Origin of the sequence: Paraplanobispora siamensis (assembly GCF_016863175.1) — a bacterium.
Taxonomy (GTDB): domain Bacteria; phylum Actinomycetota; class Actinomycetes; order Streptosporangiales; family Streptosporangiaceae; genus Planobispora; species Planobispora siamensis.
Window position 1 is genome coordinate 234,327 of sequence record NZ_BOOJ01000032.1, and the last position, 21,231, is coordinate 255,557.

Below are 21,231 nucleotides of genomic sequence, written 5' to 3' on the forward strand. Positions count from 1 at the left end.
CGCGCGACCGGCGGGGAGAGGAGACCGAGACCGGCGGGCGGCCTTTCTGTTACCGTACTTTCTAACAAATGTTTGGTGGAAAGGTGGCCCATGGGAATCTCCACCAGGAACCACGACGACGGCGTGGCCGAGATCGTGATGGACGTGCCGCCGGTCAACGCGCTGCCCGTGCGGGGCTGGTTCGACCTGGCGCGCGCCGTACGGGAGGCCGGGCACGATCCCCGCACCCGCGTCGTGGTGCTGCGCGCGCAGGGACGCGGCTTCAACGCCGGGGTGGACATCAAGGAGATGCAGGCGAGTCCCGGGCACGCAGCCCTGGTCGGGGCCAACCGGGGGTGCTACGAGGCGTTCGCGGCGGTCTACGGGTGCGAGGTGCCGGTGATCGCCGCGGTGCACGGGTTCTGCCTGGGCGGCGGCGTCGGCCTGGCGGGCAACGCCGACATCGTGGTCGCCTCGGACGACGCCTACTTCGGGCTGCCCGAGGTGGACCGCGGCGCCCTGGGCGCGGCCACCCACCTGGCCCGCCTGGTGCCCCAGCACCTGATGCGCGCCATGGTCTACACGTGCCGCACCGTCACGGCCGCCGAGCTGCACGCCTTCGGCTCGGTGCTGGAGGTCGTGCCCGCAGACGGGCTGCGCGAGGCCGCCCTCGCGGTCGCGGGCCGGATCGCGGCCAAGGACCCCTACGTCATCCGCCGGGCCAAGGAGTCGCTGAACGGCATCGACCCGGTCGACGTCAACCGCAGCTACCGCTTCGAGCAGGGCTTCACCTTCGAGCTCAACCTGACGGGCGCCGGAGACCGGCACCGCGAGATGTTCGTCTCCGACGGGACGCAGTCATGAGCGCCGCGGCGGGCACGGCGACGGCCGGCAAGGTGATGTCCGCCGAGGAGATCGTCGCGTCGCTGGAGAGCGGCATGACGCTCGGGATCGGCGGCTGGGGCTCGCGGCGCAAGCCGATGGCCCTGGTCCGGGCGATCTACCGCTCCTCCCTGACGGACCTGACGATCGTGTCGTACGGCGGAGCCGACGTCGGCCTGCTGTGCGCCGCGGGCAAGGTCCGCCGGGTGGTCGCCCCGTTCGTGACGCTCGACTCGGTGCCCCTCGAACCGCACTTCCGGGCCGCCCGGCAGGCCGGGGCGATCGAGCTCACCGAGTACGACGAGGGCATGTTCATGTTCGGCCTGCTGGCCGCGGCGCACCGGCTGCCGTTCCTGCCGACCCGGGCCGGGCTCGGCTCGGACGTCATGCGGGTCAACCCCGGCCTGCGCACGGTCCGCTCGCCGTACGGCGCCGAGGGGGAGGAGGGCGAGGAACTGGTCGCGGTGCCCCCGCTGAGGCTGGACGCGGCGCTGATCCACATGGACCGCGCCGACACCCGGGGCAACGGCCAGTATCTCGGCCCCGACCCGTACATGGACGACCTGTTTGCCAAGGCCGCCGCCCGCTGCTACATGAGCTGCGAGCGCCTGGTGGAGCCTGGCGCCCTGACCGGCCCGCCGCAGACGCTGCTGGTCAGCCGGATGCACGTCACCGGGGTGGTGGAGACCCCCGGCGGCGGCCACTTCACCGACTGCGGCCCGGACCTCGGCCGCGACGAGGCCTTCCAGCGGCACTACGCGAGCGCGGCGGCCGACCCGCAGGCGTGGGCGGAGTTCGCGGACCGGTTCCTGTCCGGCGACGAGGCGGCCTACCGGGAGGCGGTACGGCGCTGGCACGAGGAGGAGGCCCGATGAGCGCGACACGCGGCCGTACGGCGGGCAGCCCGGTTCGCAGGCGCGGCCGTACCGGGAAGGAGACCCGATGAGCGCGACCCGGGCGGAGATCTGCGTGGTGGCCTGCGCCGAGGCCTGGCGCGGGGACGGGGAGATCCTGGCCGCCGCGATGGGCACCTGCTCCATCCTGGGAGCGCGCCTGGCCCGGCTCACCTTCGAGCCCGGCCTGCTGACCACCGACGGCGGCGCGCTGCTCACCGCCGGACCGGTGCCGATCGGGGCGCCCGCGGGGCCGGCCGAGGGGTGGCTGCCGTTCCGCGACCACCTGTGGCTGGTGCAGAACGGGCGGCGGCACGTGATGATGGGCGCCTCGCAGATCGACCGGTACGGCAACACGAACATCTCGGCGATCGGCGAATGGGCCAGGCCGGCCTCCCAGCTGCTCGGCGTGCGCGGCGCCCCCGGCAACACGATCTGCAACCCGACCAGCTACTGGATCCCCCGGCACTCGCCCCGCGTGTTCGTGCCGAAGGCGGACACGGTCAGCGGCGTCGGCCGCGACCGGGCGGCGGGGCTGGGCGCCCACGCCTCCCGCTTCCACGACCTGCGCCGGGTCGTGACCGACCTGGGGGTGCTCGACTTCGGCACGCCCGACGGGTCGATGCGGCTGGTCTCGGTCCACCCGGGAGTGGAGGTCGAGCAGGTCCTGGCCGCCACCGGCTTCGACCTCGTGATCGACGGCGAGGTCCCGCAGACCCGGACGCCGACCGACGAGGAGCTCCGGTTGATCCGCGAGGTCCTCGACCCGAAGGCGCTGCGCGACCGGGAGGTGCGGGCATGACCCGGCGGCGATCCGGCGCGGGGACCGCGCGGGCGGGGGAGGGACGAGCGTGATCGATCAGATGCTGGACACGCCGCTGACCCGGCTGACGGGGGTCCGCCACCCGGTCGTGCAGACCGGGATGGGCTGGGTGGCCGGCCCGCGGCTGGTCTCCGCGGTGGCCGAGGCCGGCGGCCTGGGCATCCTCGCCTCGGCCACCATGACCCTGGAGCAGCTCGCCGCCGCCGTCGAGGAGGTCCGCTCGCGCACCGGGGCGCCCTTCGGGGTGAACCTGCGCGCCGACGCCGCCGACGCGGGCGAGCGCGTCGACCTGATGATCAAGAACGGGGTGAAGGTCGCCTCGTTCGCCCTGGCCCCCCGCCGGGAGCTGATCGACAGGCTCAAGGAGGCCGGCGTCGTGGTGATCCCGTCGGTCGGGGCCCGGCGGCACGCGGAGAAGGTGGCGGCCTGGGGCGCCGACGCCGTGCTGGTCCAGGGCGGCGAGGGCGGCGGCCACACCGGGCCCGTCGCCACCACCCTGCTGCTCCCGCAGATCGTCGACGCGGTCGACATCCCGGTGATCGCCGCGGGCGGCTTCTTCGACGGGCGCGGCCTGGCCGCGGCGCTGGCGTACGGCGCGGCGGGCGTGGCCATGGGCACCAGGTTCCTGCTGACCTCCGACAGCTCGGTCCCCGAGGAGGTCAAGCGCTTCTACCTGGGCATGTCGGAGACCGTGGTCACCCGCCAGGTGGACGGCATGCCGCACCGGGTGCTGCGCACGCCGCTGGTGGACGGCCTGGAACGCTCGGGCCGGCTGTCCGGCCTGGCCCGCGCGGTGCGCAGCGCCGCCGGGTTCCGCCGGATCTCGGGGATGACCTGGCCCGCCGTGATCCGCGACGGGCTGGCCATGAGACACGGCAGGGAACTGACCTGGTCCCAGGTCCTGATGGCCGCCAACACGCCCATGCTGCTCAGGGCGGCGATGGTGGACGGCCGCCCCGACCTGGGGGTGATGGCCTCCGGCCAGGTGGTGGCCGTCATCGAGGACCTCCCCTCCTGCGAGGAACTGATCGACTCCGTCGTCATCCGCGCCGCCGGCATCCTGCGCGGCCTCGGATCCCACCTGACGGCCTGATCCCGTACGGCCGCGCTCACTCGAAGCGGAGCTCCCCGGGCGCTGCGGCCCGGCGCAGCACCGGCCGCGCGGCCCGGGAGACGAGGACCGCCGCCGCGACGCCGAGCGCCGTCACGACGGCGGCCCGCAAGAACGGATAGACGTAGGCCCAGGCCGTGGTGGGCGTCGCGCTGAAGGAGATCCAGGACAGCGCGGCGACCCCGGCCGCTCCGGCGACCAGGCACACGGGAAGGGCCGCGATCAGCGCCTGCCGGGTGAGCACCCGGCCGAGCGAGGCGATCGGCACGCCCGAGGCGGCCAGCGAGGCGAACGAGCGCCGGTGGTCGAGGAGCTCCTCGGCCTGGTGGACCACCAGAGCCGCGGCCGAGGTCACCATGGCGCCCAGCAGGGCCAGGTCCACCAGAACGTAGATGACCATCCGGAAGGTGCTCACGGACCAGACGTCGAACAGCACGAACGTCTGCGCCCACCCCGCCGCGCTGCCCAGGAACACCGTCAGCCCGACCACCGACAGCGCGCGGGCCCAGGCCCGGGGGTCCGCCTCGACCATGCGGGCCGACAGCAGCGTCTCGGCCGATCCCGCCCGGCGGCCCGCGGACCGCGCCGCGGCGCGGATGACCCAGGTGGTCGCGAGCACCAGGCCGAAGACCAGCACGCACGCGCCGGCGCCGATCACGTAGACCCCCGAACGCCATATCGGGTCCATCTCGACGACGTTGAACCCGGCGAAGACCAGCCCGGCCCCGGCCACGACCAGCAGCAGGTCCAAGGCCCGGGGCCGGGTGAGCCTGGCCCGCCTGACCACCTCCAGCGGGGAGGCCACCACGTGCCTGCCCGCCGCCAGCCCCGACAGCACGCCCCCGGCGGTCACCAGGACGATCGCGGCGGCCACCAGGGGAAGCGGGACGGCCGGTACGGAGGAACCGGCACCGGGGACGTACGGCACCGGCAGCGGGCTCACCCGCTCGTTGAAGATCCACTGCGCGGCCAGGTTGACCGGCAGGTAGACCGCCGCCCCGGCCAGCGCGCCCAGGAGTGCGGAACGCCCCGTCTCGTAGGCGCCCAGCAACCGGGTCTCGCCCGGGGTGGCCCCGGCCAGCCGGAGCGCGGCCAGCCGCCGCTGTCTGGTCGCCGCGGCCAGGCGGCTGACCTGGTAGACGAAGGCCAGCGCCGGGGCGGTCAGCAGGACCAGGGCCGTCATGGTCCCCGGCCGCATCATCCCGTCGGTGAAGACGCTGTAGTAGTCGTGATGTTCGTCGATCTCGAACGCCGTGAGGTTGGCCGCGGCGCAGAGCAGGAAGGTCGCGAGCGCCGCCCCCGCGGCCATGAGACGCCCCCGCACCCGCTCCCGCCGCGACCTTCCCCGCTCCAGCATCCGCGCGATCCCGATCACGCGGTCACCGCCGAGGCCACCGTGCCGTCGCGCAGCACGATCTCCCGGTCGGCGTAGGCCGCCACCCTGTTGTCATGGGTGACGATCACCAGGGTGGTACGGCTCTCGCGCGCCGTACCGGTGAGCTCGTCCATGACCCGCTCCCCGGCCAGGGAGTCCAGCGCCCCGGTCGGCTCGTCGGCGAAGACCACCCGGGGCCCGGTCACCAGCGCCCGGGCCACCGCCACCCGCTGGGCCTGCCCGCCCGACAGCTCGCCCGGCCGCAGGCCGGCGCAGTCCTCCACGCCCAGCCGTTCGAGCCAGGAGCGCGCGGTGAGCATCGACTCCTCGCGCCCGTGCCGGTTGAACATGAGCGGCAGCGCGACATTCTCCAGCGCGCTCAGCTCGGGCACGAGCTGGCCGAACTGGAAGACGACGCCGAAGTTCTCCCGGCGCACGGTGGTGCGGGCGGCGTCGCCGAGGGAGTCGATCCGCCGCCCGTCGAAGCGGATCTCCCCGGTCTCCGGGCGCAGGATCCCGGCCAGGCAGTGCAGCAGGGTGGACTTGCCCGAGCCGCTCGGCCCGGTGACGGCGACGATCTCCCCTTCGCCGATCTCCACGGTCAGCCCGCGCAGCGCCCTGGTCGGGCCGAAAGCCTTGTGCACGCCGCGTGCTTCAAGCATCGATCTCCTCCTTGAGGTCGGTCAGCCGCGCCATCGCCGTCTCGATCCAGCGCAGGTCCGCGTCCAGATGCTGGATCGCGTAGTCGGCCGCGAGCGCCTCGGCGGGCGAGCCGGAGGCCCGGCGCGCGGTCAGCTCGCGCATCCGCGTCAGGTGCGCGGCCCGCTGGCGGAGCAGGTAGTCGCCCGGCGTCACCCCGGCGGCCTCGCCCGCGATCACGGCCAGGACCGTCCGCGAGAGCAGCGCGCCGGACAGGTGCGGGGCGGGCGCCTCGACCTCCCCCAGCCACCGGGCCAGCTCGGCCAGGCCCTCGGGGGTGATGGCGTACAGGACCCGCTCGGGCCCGCCGTCCTGCGCCGTCTCGGCGACCTCCGCGAACCCGTCGCGCTGCAGGCGCTGGAGGGTCGCGTAGACCTGCCCGTAGGCCAGGGGCCTGGCCCCGGGCAGGTGCCGGTCGTGCTCCCGCTTGAGTTCGTAGCCGTGCCTGGGGCCCTCGCTCAGCAGCCCCAGGACGACGTGTCCGACTGACATGCGGGCGACTATACACGGTATGTATACATCGAGTGAATAGCGGTCCGGCCTCCCGCGCCGGGCCTGCCGCCGTCAGGCGTACAGCGGCACCTCGTGTCCCGGGGGAGTGGTCTCGTTGGCCCGTACGACCTTGTTCAGCTCGCTCTGGTAGTACAGGACGCCCAGGCCGAAGACGAAGAACAGCAAAAGCCCGAGGCCGCCGCTGCAGGTGGGGGCGAGACCGGCGGCCCGCTGGGCGTTCGCGATCTTCTTGCCCGCGGTGTAGAAGCTGACCATCGTCCAGACGCCCAGGGTGACCCAGCCGAAGACGTACGCCATGAGGGCGGAGGAGGGGCTGATGACGCGGCGGCGGTCGAAGTCGGCCAGCTCGCTGTGGATGAGGTAGTACCAGACGAAGGCGTAGAACCCGAGGGTGATGAGCGGCAGGCCGAGCCAGGCCGCGAACGGGTTGCGGCGCTTCATCTGCAGGCCGGTGGAGACGGGCCGGGCGGCGGGCCGCTCGATCGCCGGGGCGGTCGCCTCGGCGGGTACGGCCGGCGGCGGCGCGGCGTCCGTGGCGGTGGCCCGGGAACCGGCGCGGTGGCGGGACTGGTCGTTCATTCTTCCTCCCTGGTGTGGTTCGGACGCTGGTGTGGTTCGGACGGTCGGGGATGCGGGGGCCGAGGCGTCGTCAGCGGCTCAGCGTCGCGTCGCCGAAGACGGCTCCCCGGAGGTGGTCGTCGGTCTTCCCGCCGACGCGGGTCACGGCCAGGCGCAGTTTCACCAGACCGGTGACGTCCACGTCGGCCTTCACCTGCTGGGTGTATTTCACGGTCTTTCGGTACAGCACCCGCCCGTTTCCGGAAATGACGAACTCGGCGGACGAGTCGGTGGCCAGTTCGTCGTTGAGGCCGAGAGTGGCGCTGAATGTTCGATACGACCCGTCAAGGGTGTACTCGGCCCATGCGGTGTAGTCGGCGGACCATATCTCCATTCCGATGCCGTGCAAATACGAATGGCCGTTGACTTTGTGCGCCCCGGGACCCGAACTGCCCTGCCGCGCGGTGACGGCGTCCTTCAGTTCGGCCAGATGGACGGGCGCGCCCGCCGTCGTCCCGTCCCCCTCCGCGCCGCCGGACGGCTCCGCGGCGCCGGGCTCCGCGACGGTGGGCTCCGTCGCCTCCTCCGGGGTGGCGGTGACCGTGGCGGTGGCCGTGACCGTGTGGAACACCGACCGTACGGCCGTCGAGGTGACCGCCGCGTTGGGTGCGACCCGGCCGGCGAGGTCGCTGGGGGAGAAGTAGATTCCCGCGAGGGTGCCGGCCAGGGTGAGGGCGGCGGTGACGAGCGCCGTGGCCGAGGTGATCCAGACGTTCCCCCGGCTGTGCGCCCGGTTCTTCTCGTTCTCGGTGCTGTCGATGATGTTCTCTGTCGTCACGGCGTGCCTCGTTCCTCACCGACCCGTGCCGGGACGCGAAGGCGGCCGTCATCTCCGTTTCCCCATGAGCGGTATCCGTCCGGCCCTCACGTTTATTCGGCGCGAGAATGCGCTCTTTCGTGATATGGGACGCGTGCGATGTTGCATGGGAATACCGGTGAGATGTCTCGCTTTTATAACGCCTGTATTGTGCGTGAGGCAGCGCTATATCGGAAATTTTCCTGCAAAATTATTTAAACTACGAAATGCAGGCGATTTGGCGAATAAAGGTATATATGGTGAATTCTGGGGAGGTCAGCCGGTCGTCAGGGAGGCGATCACCCGGGCGCGGTGGTCGGCGGGGGAGCCCCAGGCCGAGTGCAGGGCCCTGGCCTTGCGGATCCACAGGCTCGGGTCGTACTCGTCGGTGTAGCCGATCGCGCCGTGCACCTGCAGGGCGATCCTGGCCGCCGCGTAGGCGGCCTCCGAGGCCGCGGCCTTGCCGGCCGACGCGTCGCGCGGGAAGTCCGGCGAGCCGTACGACAGGGCCGCGCCGTGGACCAGCGGCCGGGCGTACTCCAGGCCCACGAGCACGTCGGCGAGGTGGTGCTTGACCGCCTGGAACTCCCCGACCGGCCGGCCGAACTGCCGCCGCGCGGCGGCGTACTCCACCGTGACCTCCAGTAGCCGCCGCCCCACCCCGACCAGCTGGGCGGCGCAGGCCAGCACGCCCATGCCGTAGGCCGCCGCGGCCGCCCGCCGCACTTCCGGGCCGGTGGCCAGCACGGCGCCCGGGGCGGGCCGGCACAGCCGCCGGGCCGGGTCCAGGGAGGTCATCGGCGTCCCGGGCGCGGCCTCGCGCAGCTCGTCGCCGTCCACGACCAGGACGAGGTCGGCGACACCGGCGTCCAGCGCGTACGGCACGGCAGGGGGCAGCGCGAGCGAGACGACGGCCGCGCCCCCGGCGATGCGAGGCAGCCACCCGGCGGCGAACTCCGTGAACCCGCGATCACGATCCTCGCCGGGTCCGCCGAGCCGGTCGAGGAGGACGGCCGCGGCGACGGTCTCGGCCAGCGGTCCGGGCGCGGCGTGCCGGCCGAGTTCGTGGAAGGCGGTCACCAGTTCCACCGGCAGCGGCCCGGCCCCGCCCGCGCTCTCGGGTACGGCCAGCGCGAAGACCCCGGCCCCGGCGAGCGAGCGCCACAGGGCCAGACCGGGCTCCGGCTCCCCGGCGGACCAGGCCCGGACCGCGCCCGGCGTGCCCGCCCCGGCCAGCAGCTTGTCCAGGGTCTCGCCGAACAGCCGCTGCTCGGCGTCGAGGACGAACTTCACCGCTGCCTCCCGTTCCGCACGCCCCGCCCCGGGATCACGACCGGTCCCTGGGCAGCCCGAGCACCCGCTCGGCCACGACGTTGCGCTGGATCTCGTTGGTCCCGGCGTAGATCGGACCGGCCAGGGAGAACACGTATCCCTCCAGCCAGTCGCCGTCGAGCTCGCCGTCCGGGCCCAGCAGGTCGAGCGCGGTCTCGTGCAGCGCCACGTCCAGCTCGGACCAGAAGATCTTGTTGATGCTGGCCTCGGCGCCGACGTCCTCGGTGCGCGAGATCGTCTCGAAGCCCTTGAGCCGGTAGGCCCGCGCCTTGATCCAGGCGTCGGCCACCCGGTCGCGCAGCGCGGTGTCGGCGGGGTCGGCGCGCTCGCGCCAGAGCGCGAGAAGCCGGTCGGCGGCGGCCAGGAAGCGGCCGGGACTGCGCAGCGTGAGGCCGCGCTCGTTGCCCGCCGTGCTCATCGCCACCTTCCAGCCCTCGCCGGGGGCGCCGATGACGTCGCGGTCGGGGACGAACACGTCGTCGAGGAACAGCTCGGCGAAGGCCGGCTTGCCGTCGATGCGGCCGATCGGCCGCCGGGTGACCCCCTCGGCCTCCAGCGGGAACATCGCGTACGTCAGGCCGCGGTGCCGTCCGGCCTCGGGATCGGAGCGGAACAGGCCGAAGCCGCGGTCGGCGAAGGCCGCGCGCGAGCTCCAGGTCTTCTGCCCGTTGAGCAGCCAGCCGCCGTCCACCCGGGTCGCCGTGGCCCGCAGGGCGGCCAGGTCGCTGCCCGCGCCCGGCTCGGACCACGCCTGGGCCCAGATCTCCTCGCCGGAGGCCATCGGCGGCAGGACCCGGTCGAGCTGCTCGGGGGTGCCGTGCCGGAACAGCGTGGGCGCCAGCAGGTTGATGCCGTTCTGGCTGACCCGGCCCGGTGCCCCGGCCGCGTAGTACTCCTCCTCGAAGACCAGCCACTCCAGCGGGGTCGCGTCGCGCCCGCCGTATCGCGCGGGCCAGGAGACGACCGAGAGCCGGGCCCCGGCCAGCTCGCGCTCCCAGGCGCGGTGGGCGGTGAAGCCCTCCTCGGTCTCCAGCGAGGGCGGCGGCGGGTCGGGCACGTGGGCGCGCAGCCAGTCCCGCACCTCGGCGCGGAACGGCTCCACGGACGACAGGTCGAGGTCCATCGGCGACCGCCTTCCCACTCGTCGGTCCGTCCGGGCGGAGGAGTACGGCGCCCGTCCTGATTCTTTCTAACAACTGTTTGGTAGAGTAAACCATGCGACGCTCAGGGAGGAGAGGGTGTGAAGCCGTCCTACGTCCCGGGCCACGGCCTGCTGCGTGACCGGGTGGCGGTGGTGACCGCCGCCGCGGGCACCGGCATCGGCGGGGCCTGCGCCCGCCGCCTGCTGGAGGAGGGCGCCCGCGTGATGGTCAGCGACGCCCACCACCGGCGGCTGGCGGAGAGCCTGGCCGCCCTGGAGAAGGAGTTCGGCCCGGACGCGGTGGCCGCGCAGCCGTGCGACGTCACCTCCGAGGAGCAGGTCCGCGCCCTGTTCGCCGCCGCCGAGGAGCGCCTGGGACCGGTGGACGTGGTCGTCAACAACGCCGGGCTCGGCGGCACCGCCAAGCTCGTCGAGATGACCGACGAGCAGTGGCACCGGGTCCTCGACGTCACGCTTACCGGCACGATGCGCTGCACCCGGGCCGCGCTGGCGCTCATGCAGCCGCGGGGGCGCGGCGTGGTCGTCAACAACGCCTCGGTGATCGGCTGGCGGGCGCAGGAGGGGCAGGCCCACTACGCGGCGGCCAAGGCCGGGGTCATGGCGCTGACGAGGTGCGCGGCCATCGAGGCGGCGCCGTACGGCGTGCGGGTCAACGCGGTGGCCCCCTCGCTGGCCATGCACCCGAACCTCGCCAAGGTGACCACCGAGGAGCTGCTGGCCGAACTCACCGCGAAGGAGGCGCTCGGGCGGGCCGCGGAGCCGTGGGAGGTGGCCAACGTTATCGTCTTCCTCGCCAGCGACTACTCCTCGTACATGACGGGCGAGGTCGTCTCCGTCTCCAGCCAGCACCCCTGAGAGGTCCACGTCCCATGAGCCCACGACGCCGAGACTCCGAGAGCACCGCGGCCGCGCGCGCCGAGCGGCGGGCCGGGCTGCTGGCCACGGCGGCGGAGGTGTTCGCGTCGCGGGGGTACGCCGCCACCACGGTCCGCGAGGTGGCCGACGCCGCGGGCATCCTCGGCGGCAGCCTCTACTATCACTTCGACTCCAAGGAGTCGATGGTCGACGAGATCCTCTCGACGTTCCTCACCGACATGTGGGCCGCCTACGACCGGGTGCTCGGCTCGGGGCTCGGCGCGCGCGAGACGTTCCAGGAGCTCGTCACCGAGTCCTTCCGGATGATCGACCGCCACCGCCCGGCGGTCGTGATCTACCAGAACGAGTCCAAGCACCTGGCGGCCAACCCGCGCTTCGGCTACCTGCAGGAGTCCCAGCGGCGCTTCAGGGAGACCTGGCTGGCCGTGCTCGACCGGGGCGTCCTGGACGGCGAGTTCCGCGCCGACCTCGACACCGGGCTGATCTACCGGTTCATCCGCGACACGGTCTGGCTGGCGGCGGGCTGGTACCGCGGCGACGGCCCGCTGTCGGCGGAGGAGATCGCAAGGCAGTACATCGCGATGGTCCTGGAAGGGATCCTGTCGACCTGAGGAGTCACCGATGGCCCGTTCCGCATCCGAGGCCTACATCGTCGAGGCGGTGCGCACCCCCGTGGGCAGGCGCGGCGGCGGCCTGTCCGGCGTGCACCCCGCCGACCTGGGCGCGCACGCGCTGACCGCCCTGATGACGCGATCCGGCATCGACCCGGCCGCGGTGGAGGACGTGATCTTCGGGTGCGTGGACACCGTCGGCCCGCAGGCCGGTGACATCGCCCGCACCTGCTGGCTGGCCGCCGGGCTGCCGGAGGAGGTGCCGGGCGTCACCGTCGACCGGCAGTGCGGCTCCTCCCAGCAGGCGGTGCACTTCGCGGCGCAGGCGGTGCTGTCCGGGACCGCCGACGTGGTGGTAGCCGGGGGAGTGCAGAGCATGTCGCAGATCCCCATCGGCTACGCCATGACCGCCGGGCAGGCGCTCGGCTTCGACAGCCCGTTCACCGGGTCCAGGGGCTGGCGGGAGCGGTACGGCGAGCAGGAGGTCTCCCAGTTCCGCGGCGCCGAGATGATCGCCGAGCACTGGGGTCTGTCCCGCCCGGACATGGAGGCCTTCGCCTACGAGTCGCACCGGCGGGCGATCCGGGCGATCGACGAGGGGCGCTTCACGCGTGAGATCGCGCCCCTGGAGGGGGTCGAGCACGACGAGGGGCCGCGCCGGGACACCACCCCGGAGAAGATGGCCGGGCTGAGGACCCTGGTGGAGGGCGGGCGGCTCACCGCGGCGATGGCCTCGCAGATCTCCGACGGCGCGGCGGCCCTGCTGATCGCCTCGGAGCGGGCCGTACGCGACCACGGCCTGCGGCCCCGCGCCCGCGTCCACCACCTGTCGGCGCGCGGCGAGGACCCCATCCGGATGTTGTCGGCGCCGATCCCCGCCACGGCCCACGCGCTGAAGAAGGCCGGCATGGCGATCGGCGACATCGACGCCGTGGAGATCAACGAGGCGTTCGCCCCGGTCGTGCTGGCCTGGCTGAAGGAGACGGGAGCCGACCCGGCGAAGGTCAACCCCAACGGCGGCGCGATCGCCCTCGGCCACCCCCTCGGCGCCACCGGCGCCCGGCTGATGACCTCCCTCCTGCACGAACTGGAGCGCACCGGCGGCCGGTACGGCCTGCAGACCATGTGCGAGGGCGGCGGCCAGGCCAACGTAACCGTCATCGAGCGCCTGTGACCTCCCGGGACGGGTGACCGTCCCCGGCCGGTGGGCGGCGGGTGAGGGCGGCGGTGACGGCATCGGTCAGGTGGTGTCCGGCATCGAGGGCGTCCCTGCCGCAGTCGACCGTGAGCTGCTCCCAGACGGGGACGGAGGTCATCGCCCAGGCGAGGTCGGCGGCGGTCTCGGGGGTCAGGCCGGGGCGGAGCAGGCCGGTGGCGCCGAGCCTGCGGGTGGCGGCCAGGAAGCCCGCGCGGAGCTCGCCCGTGCGGTCGTTCCAGGCCGCGGCGGTGTCGGGGTCGTCATGGCGGGAGGCCAGCAGCGCCGAGGCGATCGGGCGGATCCTGTCCGCGTAGGAGAGCCAGGCCGCGAGGAAGGCGCGCAGCGCCTCGAGGGGGTCCTGCTCGGCGAGGGCCCGCTCGCAGCGCGGGCGGATGCCGTCGGCGTCGTCCATGTGCCGTACGAGGGCCAGGAACAAGCTCGCCCGGGAGGCGAAGTGGAGGTAGACCGCCTGGCGGGAGACGCCGGTCTCGCGAGCCACGTCGGCCATCGTGAACCCGGTGCCGCGATGGGCGATGAGCCGTCGGGTGGCCTCGAGGATGCGCGGTCGCGTGCTTGACACGTGTCAAGCATAGCTCTAGCTTGACACGTGTCAAGCACGTGACCCGGTGAAGGGAAACCGATGAGCGGCGCTCACCCGGCAGCCGTCGCCGCGCTGGCCGCGATGGAGGCGGTCGGCGCCGGTGATCGGGATGCCTGGCTGGCCTGGTACGCCCCGGATGCCGTGCTCCACGATCCGGTCGGCGGCTCACCGCTGGATCCGTCAGGCACCGGCCTGGTGGGGCGGGCGGCCCTCGAGCGGTTCTGGGAGCTCACCGTCGCCCCCAACGACGTCCGGTTCGACGTCGCCGCCGTGCATCCCGCAGGCGACGAGGCCGCGGTCGTGGCCTCGGTGACGATCCGTTCCCCCCACGGCGCACAGGCCTCCTACGACGGCGTCTTCGTCTACCGGGTCGGCGACGACGGGCGGATCGTCGCGGTGCGCGCCTACTGGGATCTGCAGCGGGTGCTGTCCGGGCTCGGTTTCTGAGTCCCGCCGCCGGACGGGTCACCGCTCCGGCCGCGCCAAGCGCGCGGTGCTCAGTTTTCACGGCGCCGACCGTCATATCGGTATGAGGCCCGGCGGTCGGCGCCGGCGAGCGATATCGACGACAGGGAGCGGTCGCATGATGTCAGGCAGATCAGATGGCACGGGGGACGCGGTACCCGAAGCGCACGCGCCGGAGGGCGGCCGGCCGTACGACGTCACCGCCGATCGGTACCGCAGGCTGGCCGCGGCCTTCACCGCGAAGCTGGAAGGCGTGGGCGCGGACAAGTGGGGCGATCCGACGCCGTGTACCGACTGGTCGGTGGGTGAACTCGTGGGGCACGTGGTGGCGATGCACGAGGTCCACCTGTTCCAGGTGAACCGCCGGCCGCTCGCCCGCCCGGACGTCGAGCGGGATCCGCTCGGCGCCTTCGCGGTGATCCGGGATCAGGTACAGGCCGACCTCGACGACAGGGGGCGGGCGGAGGAGACGTACACCGGCCGGTTCGGCCGGTGGACCTTCGCCGAGGGCATCGATCGATCGATATGCACCGAGCTCGTCGTCCACGGATGGGACCTGGCCCGCGCCACCGGTCAGGACGATCGGATCGACCCGGTGGAGATCCGGCGGGTCCGGGCCTCGCTCATGATCGTCGGGGATGACGTCGTGCGGGGCATGATGGCGGGCCCCGAGGCGGAGGTCGGCCCGGATGCCGACGAGCAGGCACGTCTGCTGGCCTACCTCGGGCGGCGGCGGTGACCGGGTCCGACGCGCCGGCCGTCGCGCCGCCGGCACCGGATCGCCCGCGCAGGGCCACCGCGCGGGAGTGGATCGGCCTGGCCGTGCTGTGCCTGCCGACCATGCTCGCGGCGGTCGACGTCAACATAACGTTCCTGGCGTTGCCGCACCTGAGCGCGGACCTCGGCGCGAGCGGCACCCAGCAGCTCTGGATATCGGACGTCTACGGCTTCCTCATCGCCGGCCTGCTGATCACGGCGGGCAACCTCGGCGACCGGATCGGGCGGCGGACGGTGTTGCTCGGCGGTGCGGCGCTGTTCCTCGTCGCGTCGATCGCGGCGGCGTACGCTGTCTCGCCGGGCATGCTGATAGGCGCACGGGCGGTGCTCGGCATCGCGGGTGCCACCCTGGTCCCGTCGGTCCTGGCGCTGCTGCGCGAGATGTTCGAGGACCCGAGGCAGATGGGCGCGGCCATGGGCGTGTGGGGCACCTCGCTGATGGCCGGCATGGTGCTCGGCCCGGTGCTCGGCGGCCTGCTGCTCAGGTGGTTCTGGTGGGGATCGATCTTCCTCATGGCGGTGCCGGTCATGGCCCTGTTGCTGCTGACAGCGCCGTTTCTGGTACCGGATTCCCGCGACCCGGCCGCGCGGAGGCTGGACCTCCTCAGCGTGGCGCTCTCGGTGGCGGCGGTGCTGCCGTTCATATACGGGCTCAAGACCCTGGCGCGCAGCGGCTGGGAGATGACGCCGGTGGCGGCGTCGGTCGCCGGTCTTCTGTTCGGAGTGATGTTCGTCCTGCGGCAGCGTCGCGTCGCCAACCCGCTGCTGGACCTCGGCCTGTTCGGCGACCGGGCGCTGTCGGCCACGCTGGTGCTCGCGCTGCTCATCGCGTTCGTGATGGGCGGGGTCGGCCTGATGGGAACGCTGTACCTGCAACTGGTCGCCGGCCTCTCGCCGTTCGAGACCGGACTGTGGCTGCTGCTGCCGTCGGTGGTCATGATCATCGTTGGGAACGCGGCGCCCGCGCTCGCGCGCAAGGTGCGCCCCGCGTACATCCTCACGGCCGGGTCGATCATCGCCGCGGCCGGCATGGTCGTGCTCACCCGGGTGCCCGACGCTTCCGGTCTCGCGGTACTGCTCACCGGGATCACGGTCGTGTACGTCGGCGGCGCGGCGGTCGGCCCGATGGCGCCGTTCCTGGTGATGTCGTCGGCGCCGCCGCGGAAGGCGGGTGCCGCCGGCTCGCTGGCGTCGACCGCCGGCGAACTGGGTGTCGCGCTCGGCGTGGCGATCCTCGGCGTCATCGGTGCCGCCGCCTACCGGAGCCGGGTCGACGTCCCCGACGGTGTGCCGCCGGAGGCCGCGGCCGCGGCCCAGGACAGCATCGCCGGTGCGGTCGCGGCCGTGCCGGCGCTGCCCGCCGATGCCGGTACCGCGTTGCTGACCTCGGCGCGGGTGGCGTTCACCGACGGACTGCATATCATCGCGGTCGTGTCGGTCGTCATCTTCCTGGCGCTCGCGGCGGTCGCGCGGATCGGCCTCGGGCACCTGCCCTCCCTCGGCGACATGCCGATGCCGGGCATGCCGGCGGAGTCCGACCAGACGGTGGGGGAACGCCGGTGAGCCCGGTGCAGGTGCTCGACGAGCCCACGTTCAGCGCTCTGGTGCAGGCGCACCGGCACGAGCTGCGGGTGCACTGCTACCGGATGGTCGGGTCGTTCTCCGACTCCGAGGACCTGGTGCAGGAGGCCCTGCTGCGGGCCTGGCGCAAGCGGGACACCTTCCAGGGAAGGTCGACCGCGCGGGCCTGGCTCTACCGCATCACGACCAACGTGTGCCTCGACTTCCTCGACGGCGTCCAGCGCCGGCCGCGTGCCGAGGGCGTGGCCGGTGTGCCGGCGACCGGATCGGCGGGGCGGTCACCGGATCTGACCCCCTGGCTCGAGCCGTACCCGGACCTGCTGCTCGACCGGGCCGCGCCGCACACCGCCGAGCCCGACGCCGCGGTCATCGAGAAGGAGACGATCGAGCTGGCGTTCCTGATCGCCATCCAGCATCTGCCGCCGAAGCAACGGGCCGTGCTCATCGTGCGCGACATCCTGGGCTGGCCGGCCGCGGACGCCGCGAACATGCTCGGCCTCAGCGTCGCGTCGGTCAACAGCGCGCTGCCCCGGGCCCGCGCCGCCCTGCGCTCCCACCTCCCGCCACGGCGGCTGGAGTGGGCGCCCGCCGCGGATCCGACGGAGGCCGAACGCACGCTCATGCAGCGCTACCTGGTGCTGCTGGAGCGGGCCGACACCGGCGCCATGGCGGAACTGCTCCACGAGGACATCCGCGTGACCATGCCGATGCCGCAGCCGTGCGAGTCCGGCACGCGGGAGACGCTGTGGGTCGGGCGTGAGGCGTTCGCCGCGGCGCTCGCCGAGATCCTGGACCCGGCCGCGCCGGGCTACATGGGACATTGGCGCCGGCTGCCGACCCGGGCCAACCGGCAGCCGGCGGTCGCGCACTATCTCCGCCGGCCGGGTGACACGCTGTACCGGGCACAGGTGCTGGAGGTGCTGTGGGTGGCCGAGGGCCGGATCGTGGAGATCACCTCGTTCGCTCCCGACCTGCTCCCCGCATTCGGCCTCCCCACCACCTGCTGAACCCCGCCCCCACCCGGGGTGGCGGCGAGGTGGGCCCGCGCCGGGCCGCCCGCACGGGACCCGTGCCGGGTCACTCCCCGCCGGGCCGTACCTCGAACGCGCCCCCGCCCGCGGTGCGGACGACGAAGATCGCATCGAAGCCGTCGGTCAGGTGGGGGCGGCGCAGGCGTTTGAGGGTGGCGAAGACGCCGACCTCGGGCACCCGGGCCCGGCCCTGCCTGGCGGCGTTGCGCTCCAGGCAGACGGGCACGTCGGGCGGGAACCAGTAGCCGGTCACCCGCGCCCCGTACTCCCCGGCCAGCTCGACGAGCGGCCGCCACTCCTCGGCAGAGGGGTTGGTGTTGTCCACCGCGACGTCGCGCCCCTCCTCCAGCGCCGCACGGATCAGCCCGAGCTGCCGGAGCTGGGGCCGCCGCGCGTCGGGGAAGTCGTCCTTGCTCACGTGGACGTGGGTTCCGGCGAGCACCCTGCGGTAGAAGGTCGTCTTGCCCGACCCCTGCAACCCCACCAGGATCGCCACCTCCGGCTCGCTCATCCTCCCATTCCAGCAGGTCGCCCGACGGCGGTGTCCGAGCCACCGCCGGTGGCGACCGGAGTGCGGCCCCGACACCTGATCGCGGCGCGCGGTCGGCCGCGGCGGCCGCCGCCGTCCACTCGGCAGGCGATACGCCGCTGTCTGACAGACTTCTGGCCGTGGCGAATGGGATCGAGCCGGGCGGTGACGGCCGGCGGGTGCACGTCGGGATCCTCGGCCCCCTGGCGCTGGACACCGCTACCGGCCCGGCGCGCGTCGGGGGCGCGCGGCTGCGGGCGTTGCTGGCCCGGCTGGCGCTGGACCCCGGGCGTGCCGTACGGCCGGAGACCTTGGCCGAGGCGCTGTGGGAGGAGGCGGCACCGGCCGGTCACCTGCACGCGCTGCAATCGCTGGTGTCCCGGTTGCGGCGCGTCCTGGGCGACCCCGGGCTGCTCACCTCGGGCCCGGCCGGATACCGGCTGGCCGTCGAGCCGGACGCGGTCGACGCCCTCCGGTTCGAGCGGCTGGTCCGCGCGGGCCGGCGCTCGCACGCGCAGTCCCGGCCCGCCGAGGCCGCCGCCACCCTGCGCGAGGCCCTGAGCCTGTGGCGCGGCCCCGCCCTGGCCGACGTGCGCGAGGCGCCGTTCGCCGCCGCCGAGGCCGAACGGCTCGAACGGGTCCGGCTGGCCGCCCTGGAGGACCGGATCGAAGCCGAACTCGTGCTGGGCGGAGACCTCGATCTGGTCGCCGAGCTGGAGTCGCTGACCGCCGCGCATCCGCTGCGCGAACGGCTGCACGCCCAGCTGATCCGGGCCCTGGCGCGCGACGGCCGCGGCGCCGAGGCGCTGGCCGCCTACCAGCGGATCCGCGGCCTGCTGGCCGACAGCTTCGGCAGTGATCCCGGACCGCAGCTGCAGGAGGCCCACCTGGCGGTGTTGCGCGGTGAGCTCCCCGAGCCGCGCCGGTCCCGCCGGTCCCACGGCAATCTGGACATCCCGCTGACCAGCTTCGTGGGCCGCGACGACGACGTCCGCCGGGTGGCCGAGCTGCTCGATCGAACCCGGCTGGTCACCCTGGTCGGTCCCGGAGGGTCGGGCAAAACCCGGCTGGCCGGCACCGTCGGCCGGCGGCTCACGCCGTCCGGCGGGGTGTGGTTCGTCCCCTTGGCCCCGGCCGGCGCGGAGGACGTGCCCCGCGTGGTGCTCGACCTGTTGCGGACGCGAGGGAAGGACGCCCCGTCGCGGCCTGTCACCCCGGACGCGATCCTGGACCACCTGGCCGAGACCCTCGCGGACGACGACCTGGTGCTGGTGCTGGACAACTGCGAGCACGTGATCGAGGCCGCCGCGGCACTCGCCGGGACCCTGCTCGGCCGGTGCCCGGGGCTGCGGGTGCTGGCCACCAGCCGGGAAGCCCTGCGGATCGACGGTGAGACCCTGCATCCGGTGCTCCCGCTGGAGCTGCCCGAACCGGGGTCGACGGCCGAGCGGGCCCGCGCCTGCGCGGCGGTCCGGCTGTTCTGCGACCGGGCCGCCGCGGTGCGGCCGGGCTTCACCGCGCAGGACGGCGCGCTGGCGGCGGCGGTGGAGATCTGCCGCCGCCTGGACGGCCTGCCGCTGGCGATCGAGCTGGCCGCGGCACGGGTGCGCGCCCTGCCGGTCGAGGCGGTCGCGGCGCGGCTGGACGACCGGTTCCGGCTGCTCACCGAGGGCAGCCGCACCGCATTGCCTCGGCACCGGACCTTGCGCGCCGCGGTGGCCTGGAGCTGGGACCTGCTCGACACCGACGAGCGAGTGCTGCTGGAACGGCTGTCGGTCGTGCCCGGCGCCTTCACCGAGGACGCGGCGGAGGCGATCGGTCTGTCGGGCGAGGTCCGGGAGCTGCTGGCGGCGCTGGCCGACAAGTCCCTGCTGCACCCGGTGGAGCCCGCCGACCCGCTCGAGCCGCGCTATCGCATGCTGGAGACCATCCGGGAGTACGGCCTCGGGCAACTGGCCCCAAGCGGGGAGGCCGAAGCCGCACGCGGACGGCACGCTGAGTTCTTCCTGCGGCTGGCCGAGACCGCCGACCCCTACCTGCGCACCTCCGATCAGCTGCGCTGGCTGGCCCGCCTGTCCGCGGAACGCGACAACCTGTCGGCCGCGATCCGCTGGGCGGTCGAGTCCGGCGACGCCGACCTGGCGGTCCGCTTCGGCGTCGCGTTGTGCTGGTTCTGGTTCCTGCGCGACCACCCGCCGGAGTCGCTGGACCTGCTCGGCAGGATCCTCCAGGTCCGCGGCCCGGCCGAGCCGCAGGCACGCGCGCTGGTGGTCGCCGCCCACGCCCTCGCCACCACCGAGGCCATCAGCCGGCCCGAGGAGGCGAGAGCGGCTTTCGACCGGATCGGGAAGGCGCTGGAGTCCCTGCCCCCCGACGCCCACCCCATTGCGCAGATGGCCCGTCTGGCGCTCACCATAGGTTCGGGAGGTGATCGAAGCGCGCCGGAGGCGCTCGGCCCTCCGGATGAGCCGGCGGATCCGTGGAGCCGGTCGCTGGCTCTGCTGGTGCGCGGCGTGCTGGCCATGAACACCGGGCACGCCGTCGAGGCGACGGGCCTGCTGTCGCGCGCGCTGACCGGTTTCGAGGAGCTCGGCGAGCGGTGGGGTCTGGCGATCACCCTGAGCAGCCTGCATTCGGCGGTACAGCGGGCCGGCGAACCGGCCGGTGCGCCCGCGCTGGCCGAGCGGGCCACCGGCTACTTCCGGGAACTCGGCATGCCCGAGCACACGATGGAGAACGAGGTGGCGGCCGCGCTGCACCGGGCGCACGCCGGTGACGTGGACGGCGGGCGGCGGCAGCTCGCGGACCTGCTCGACCAGGCCGGGCGGACCGGGTCGGCGGAGTCGCAGGCCCAAGTGCGTCTGGGCCTGGCGAGACTGGAGTGGCGGGCCGAACGGCCGGGGGCGGCCCGCGAGCACGCCCGCGCCGGATTGGCCCAGGCTCCACCGGACCGGTCGACTCCGCACCTGACCGCGCTGCTGCTGGGCGTGCTCGCCCAGGCGGACCTCGCGGAAGGTCTCCCGGACCGGGCGATGAGGCGGCTCGACCACCCGGCGGTGCACCTGACGCTGAGCTGGCATACCCCGGTCGCGGCCTCGATCGCGGTCGTTGTCGCCGGCATCGAGTCGGGCCGCGACCGGCCGGAGCGGGCCGGACGGCTGCTCGGGGCCGCCACCGTGCTGCGGGGCAGCGACGACCCCGGCGACGCCGAGGTGCGGACGACCGCGCAGCGGGTCACCGTCGCCCTGGGCGCCGCCGGGTTCGCGGCCGCACATGCCGCGGGTACGGCGATGTCACGGGCCGAGGCCGAAGACCTGGTGTCTTCGATCATCGCCGCGCCCGGGGCCGGCCGTACCGCTCAGCCGGCCTGAGCCGCGCC

The 21,231-nt window shown here is 73.7% G+C and carries 21 protein-coding genes; 12 read left to right on the plus strand and 9 right to left on the minus strand.

Annotated elements, in window-relative coordinates; all coding sequences use genetic code 11:
* The first annotated feature begins 90 nt into the window (after positions 1-90).
* The 4 genes from Psi01_RS20020 to Psi01_RS20035 all read left to right on the plus strand — a co-directional run bounded on the left by Psi01_RS20020 (position 91) and on the right by Psi01_RS20035 (position 3,670).
* Positions 91-843: an enoyl-CoA hydratase family protein gene (locus Psi01_RS20020; protein ID WP_204065561.1), complete on the plus strand. Its 753-nt coding sequence runs from the start codon at positions 91-93 to the stop codon at positions 841-843.
* A complete protein-coding gene (locus Psi01_RS20025) occupies positions 840-1,736 on the plus strand; it encodes a CoA transferase subunit A (RefSeq protein ID WP_373872505.1) in 897 nt (298 codons plus the stop codon). The genes Psi01_RS20020 and Psi01_RS20025 overlap by 4 nt, the downstream gene beginning before the upstream one ends.
* A gap of 67 nt (positions 1,737-1,803) precedes the next feature.
* Positions 1,804-2,556 (plus strand): CoA-transferase subunit beta, encoded by a 753-nt coding sequence (locus tag Psi01_RS20030; protein WP_204065562.1) that lies wholly within the window; start codon positions 1,804-1,806, stop codon positions 2,554-2,556.
* 61 nt (positions 2,557-2,617) lie between these two features.
* Positions 2,618-3,670, plus strand: coding sequence for an NAD(P)H-dependent flavin oxidoreductase (locus Psi01_RS20035; protein WP_204065639.1), 1,053 nt, complete (start codon positions 2,618-2,620; stop codon positions 3,668-3,670).
* A gap of 16 nt (positions 3,671-3,686) precedes the next feature.
* On the opposite strand, the gene Psi01_RS20040 is transcribed toward Psi01_RS20035, so the two are convergent.
* From Psi01_RS20040 to Psi01_RS20070, 7 genes are all read right to left on the minus strand, one after another.
* Positions 3,687-5,063: a hypothetical protein gene (locus Psi01_RS20040; protein WP_204065563.1), complete on the minus strand. Its 1,377-nt coding sequence runs from the start codon at positions 5,061-5,063 to the stop codon at positions 3,687-3,689.
* The gene (locus Psi01_RS20045; RefSeq protein ID WP_204065564.1) at positions 5,060-5,725 is read right to left on the minus strand and encodes an ABC transporter ATP-binding protein; all 666 of its coding nucleotides are present in this window, start codon (positions 5,723-5,725) and stop codon (positions 5,060-5,062) included. The genes Psi01_RS20040 and Psi01_RS20045 overlap by 4 nt, the downstream gene beginning before the upstream one ends.
* Positions 5,718-6,254, minus strand: coding sequence for a PadR family transcriptional regulator (locus Psi01_RS20050; RefSeq protein ID WP_204065565.1), 537 nt, complete (start codon positions 6,252-6,254; stop codon positions 5,718-5,720). Before Psi01_RS20050 ends, Psi01_RS20045 begins: the two co-directional genes overlap by 8 nt.
* 72 nt (positions 6,255-6,326) lie before the next feature.
* On the minus strand, positions 6,327-6,854 hold the full coding sequence (locus tag Psi01_RS20055; RefSeq protein WP_204065566.1) for a DUF4234 domain-containing protein: 528 nt from the start codon (positions 6,852-6,854) through the stop codon (positions 6,327-6,329).
* 70 nt (positions 6,855-6,924) lie between these two features.
* A complete protein-coding gene (locus Psi01_RS20060; RefSeq protein ID WP_204065567.1) occupies positions 6,925-7,671 on the minus strand; it encodes an NPCBM/NEW2 domain-containing protein in 747 nt (248 codons plus the stop codon).
* Positions 7,672-7,965: 294 nt separating this feature from the next.
* Complete coding sequence (locus Psi01_RS20065; protein WP_204065568.1) at positions 7,966-8,982, minus strand: acyl-CoA dehydrogenase family protein; 1,017 nt, start codon at positions 8,980-8,982, stop codon at positions 7,966-7,968.
* A gap of 34 nt (positions 8,983-9,016) precedes the next feature.
* Positions 9,017-10,144 carry an acyl-CoA dehydrogenase family protein gene (locus tag Psi01_RS20070; protein WP_204065569.1) on the minus strand — a complete coding sequence of 376 codons (1,128 nt, stop codon included), beginning with the start codon at positions 10,142-10,144 and terminating at the stop codon, positions 9,017-9,019.
* 117 nt (positions 10,145-10,261) lie between these two features.
* On the opposite strand from Psi01_RS20070, the gene Psi01_RS20075 reads away from it, so the two are divergent.
* Genes Psi01_RS20075 through Psi01_RS20085 form a run of 3 tightly spaced genes read left to right on the plus strand, consistent with a single transcriptional unit; the run spans position 10,262 to position 12,844 of the window.
* On the plus strand, positions 10,262-11,038 hold the full coding sequence (locus Psi01_RS20075) for an SDR family oxidoreductase (RefSeq protein ID WP_204065570.1): 777 nt from the start codon (positions 10,262-10,264) through the stop codon (positions 11,036-11,038).
* A 14-nt stretch (positions 11,039-11,052) separates the two neighbouring features.
* Positions 11,053-11,670, plus strand: a complete 618-nt coding sequence (locus tag Psi01_RS20080; RefSeq protein WP_204065571.1) for a TetR/AcrR family transcriptional regulator — start codon at positions 11,053-11,055, stop codon at positions 11,668-11,670.
* A gap of 10 nt (positions 11,671-11,680) precedes the next feature.
* Positions 11,681-12,844 carry an acetyl-CoA C-acetyltransferase gene (locus Psi01_RS20085; protein WP_204065572.1) on the plus strand — a complete coding sequence of 388 codons (1,164 nt, stop codon included), beginning with the start codon at positions 11,681-11,683 and terminating at the stop codon, positions 12,842-12,844.
* Here Psi01_RS20085 and Psi01_RS20090 read toward each other — a convergent pair.
* Positions 12,828-13,448: a TetR/AcrR family transcriptional regulator gene (locus tag Psi01_RS20090; RefSeq protein ID WP_204065573.1), complete on the minus strand. Its 621-nt coding sequence runs from the start codon at positions 13,446-13,448 to the stop codon at positions 12,828-12,830. The two genes, Psi01_RS20085 and Psi01_RS20090, sit on opposite strands and share 17 nt — an antisense overlap.
* 60 nt (positions 13,449-13,508) lie before the next feature.
* Between Psi01_RS20090 and Psi01_RS20095 the strand changes: the two genes are divergently transcribed.
* From Psi01_RS20095 to Psi01_RS20110, 4 genes are all read left to right on the plus strand, one after another.
* Entirely contained in the window at positions 13,509-13,916 is a 408-nt protein-coding gene (locus Psi01_RS20095; RefSeq protein WP_204065574.1) for a nuclear transport factor 2 family protein, read from the plus strand.
* A 136-nt stretch (positions 13,917-14,052) separates the two neighbouring features.
* Positions 14,053-14,673: a TIGR03086 family metal-binding protein gene (locus Psi01_RS20100; protein ID WP_204065575.1), complete on the plus strand. Its 621-nt coding sequence runs from the start codon at positions 14,053-14,055 to the stop codon at positions 14,671-14,673.
* Positions 14,670-16,274: an MFS transporter gene (locus Psi01_RS20105; protein ID WP_239127858.1), complete on the plus strand. Its 1,605-nt coding sequence runs from the start codon at positions 14,670-14,672 to the stop codon at positions 16,272-16,274. Before Psi01_RS20100 ends, Psi01_RS20105 begins: the two co-directional genes overlap by 4 nt.
* Complete coding sequence (locus Psi01_RS20110) at positions 16,271-17,299, plus strand: RNA polymerase subunit sigma-70 (RefSeq protein ID WP_239127859.1); 1,029 nt, start codon at positions 16,271-16,273, stop codon at positions 17,297-17,299. The genes Psi01_RS20105 and Psi01_RS20110 overlap by 4 nt, the downstream gene beginning before the upstream one ends.
* A 70-nt stretch (positions 17,300-17,369) precedes the next feature.
* On the opposite strand, the gene Psi01_RS20115 is transcribed toward Psi01_RS20110, so the two are convergent.
* Positions 17,370-17,834: an ATP-binding protein gene (locus tag Psi01_RS20115; RefSeq protein WP_204065576.1), complete on the minus strand. Its 465-nt coding sequence runs from the start codon at positions 17,832-17,834 to the stop codon at positions 17,370-17,372.
* A gap of 158 nt (positions 17,835-17,992) precedes the next feature.
* Here Psi01_RS20115 and Psi01_RS20120 point away from each other — a divergent pair, with 158 nt between their 5' ends.
* Positions 17,993-21,223 carry an AfsR/SARP family transcriptional regulator gene (locus Psi01_RS20120; RefSeq protein ID WP_204065577.1) on the plus strand — a complete coding sequence of 1,077 codons (3,231 nt, stop codon included), beginning with the start codon at positions 17,993-17,995 and terminating at the stop codon, positions 21,221-21,223.
* Positions 21,224-21,231 lie beyond the last annotated feature (8 nt).

Excerpts from the sequence above, each read along its gene's own strand:
- Psi01_RS20095 (WP_204065574.1), top strand. The coding sequence starts at position 13,509 with ATGAGCGGCGCTCACCCGGCAGCCGTCGCCGCGCTGGCCGCGATGGAG.
- Psi01_RS20100 (WP_204065575.1), top strand. The coding sequence starts at position 14,053 with ATGATGTCAGGCAGATCAGATGGCACGGGGGACGCGGTACCCGAAGCG.
- Psi01_RS20020 (WP_204065561.1), top strand. The coding sequence starts at position 91 with ATGGGAATCTCCACCAGGAACCACGACGACGGCGTGGCCGAGATCGTG.
- Psi01_RS20030 (WP_204065562.1), top strand. The coding sequence starts at position 1,804 with ATGAGCGCGACCCGGGCGGAGATCTGCGTGGTGGCCTGCGCCGAGGCC.
- Psi01_RS20045 (WP_204065564.1), bottom strand. The coding sequence starts at position 5,725 with ATGCTTGAAGCACGCGGCGTGCACAAGGCTTTCGGCCCGACCAGGGCG.
- Psi01_RS20080 (WP_204065571.1), top strand. The coding sequence starts at position 11,053 with ATGAGCCCACGACGCCGAGACTCCGAGAGCACCGCGGCCGCGCGCGCC.
- Psi01_RS20085 (WP_204065572.1), top strand. The coding sequence starts at position 11,681 with ATGGCCCGTTCCGCATCCGAGGCCTACATCGTCGAGGCGGTGCGCACC.
- Psi01_RS20025 (WP_373872505.1), top strand. The coding sequence starts at position 840 with ATGAGCGCCGCGGCGGGCACGGCGACGGCCGGCAAGGTGATGTCCGCC.
- Psi01_RS20070 (WP_204065569.1), bottom strand. The coding sequence starts at position 10,144 with ATGGACCTCGACCTGTCGTCCGTGGAGCCGTTCCGCGCCGAGGTGCGG.
- Psi01_RS20055 (WP_204065566.1), bottom strand. The coding sequence starts at position 6,854 with ATGAACGACCAGTCCCGCCACCGCGCCGGTTCCCGGGCCACCGCCACG.
- Psi01_RS20115 (WP_204065576.1), bottom strand. The coding sequence starts at position 17,834 with ATGAGCGAGCCGGAGGTGGCGATCCTGGTGGGGTTGCAGGGGTCGGGC.
- Psi01_RS20050 (WP_204065565.1), bottom strand. The coding sequence starts at position 6,254 with ATGTCAGTCGGACACGTCGTCCTGGGGCTGCTGAGCGAGGGCCCCAGG.
- Psi01_RS20035 (WP_204065639.1), top strand. The coding sequence starts at position 2,618 with ATGCTGGACACGCCGCTGACCCGGCTGACGGGGGTCCGCCACCCGGTC.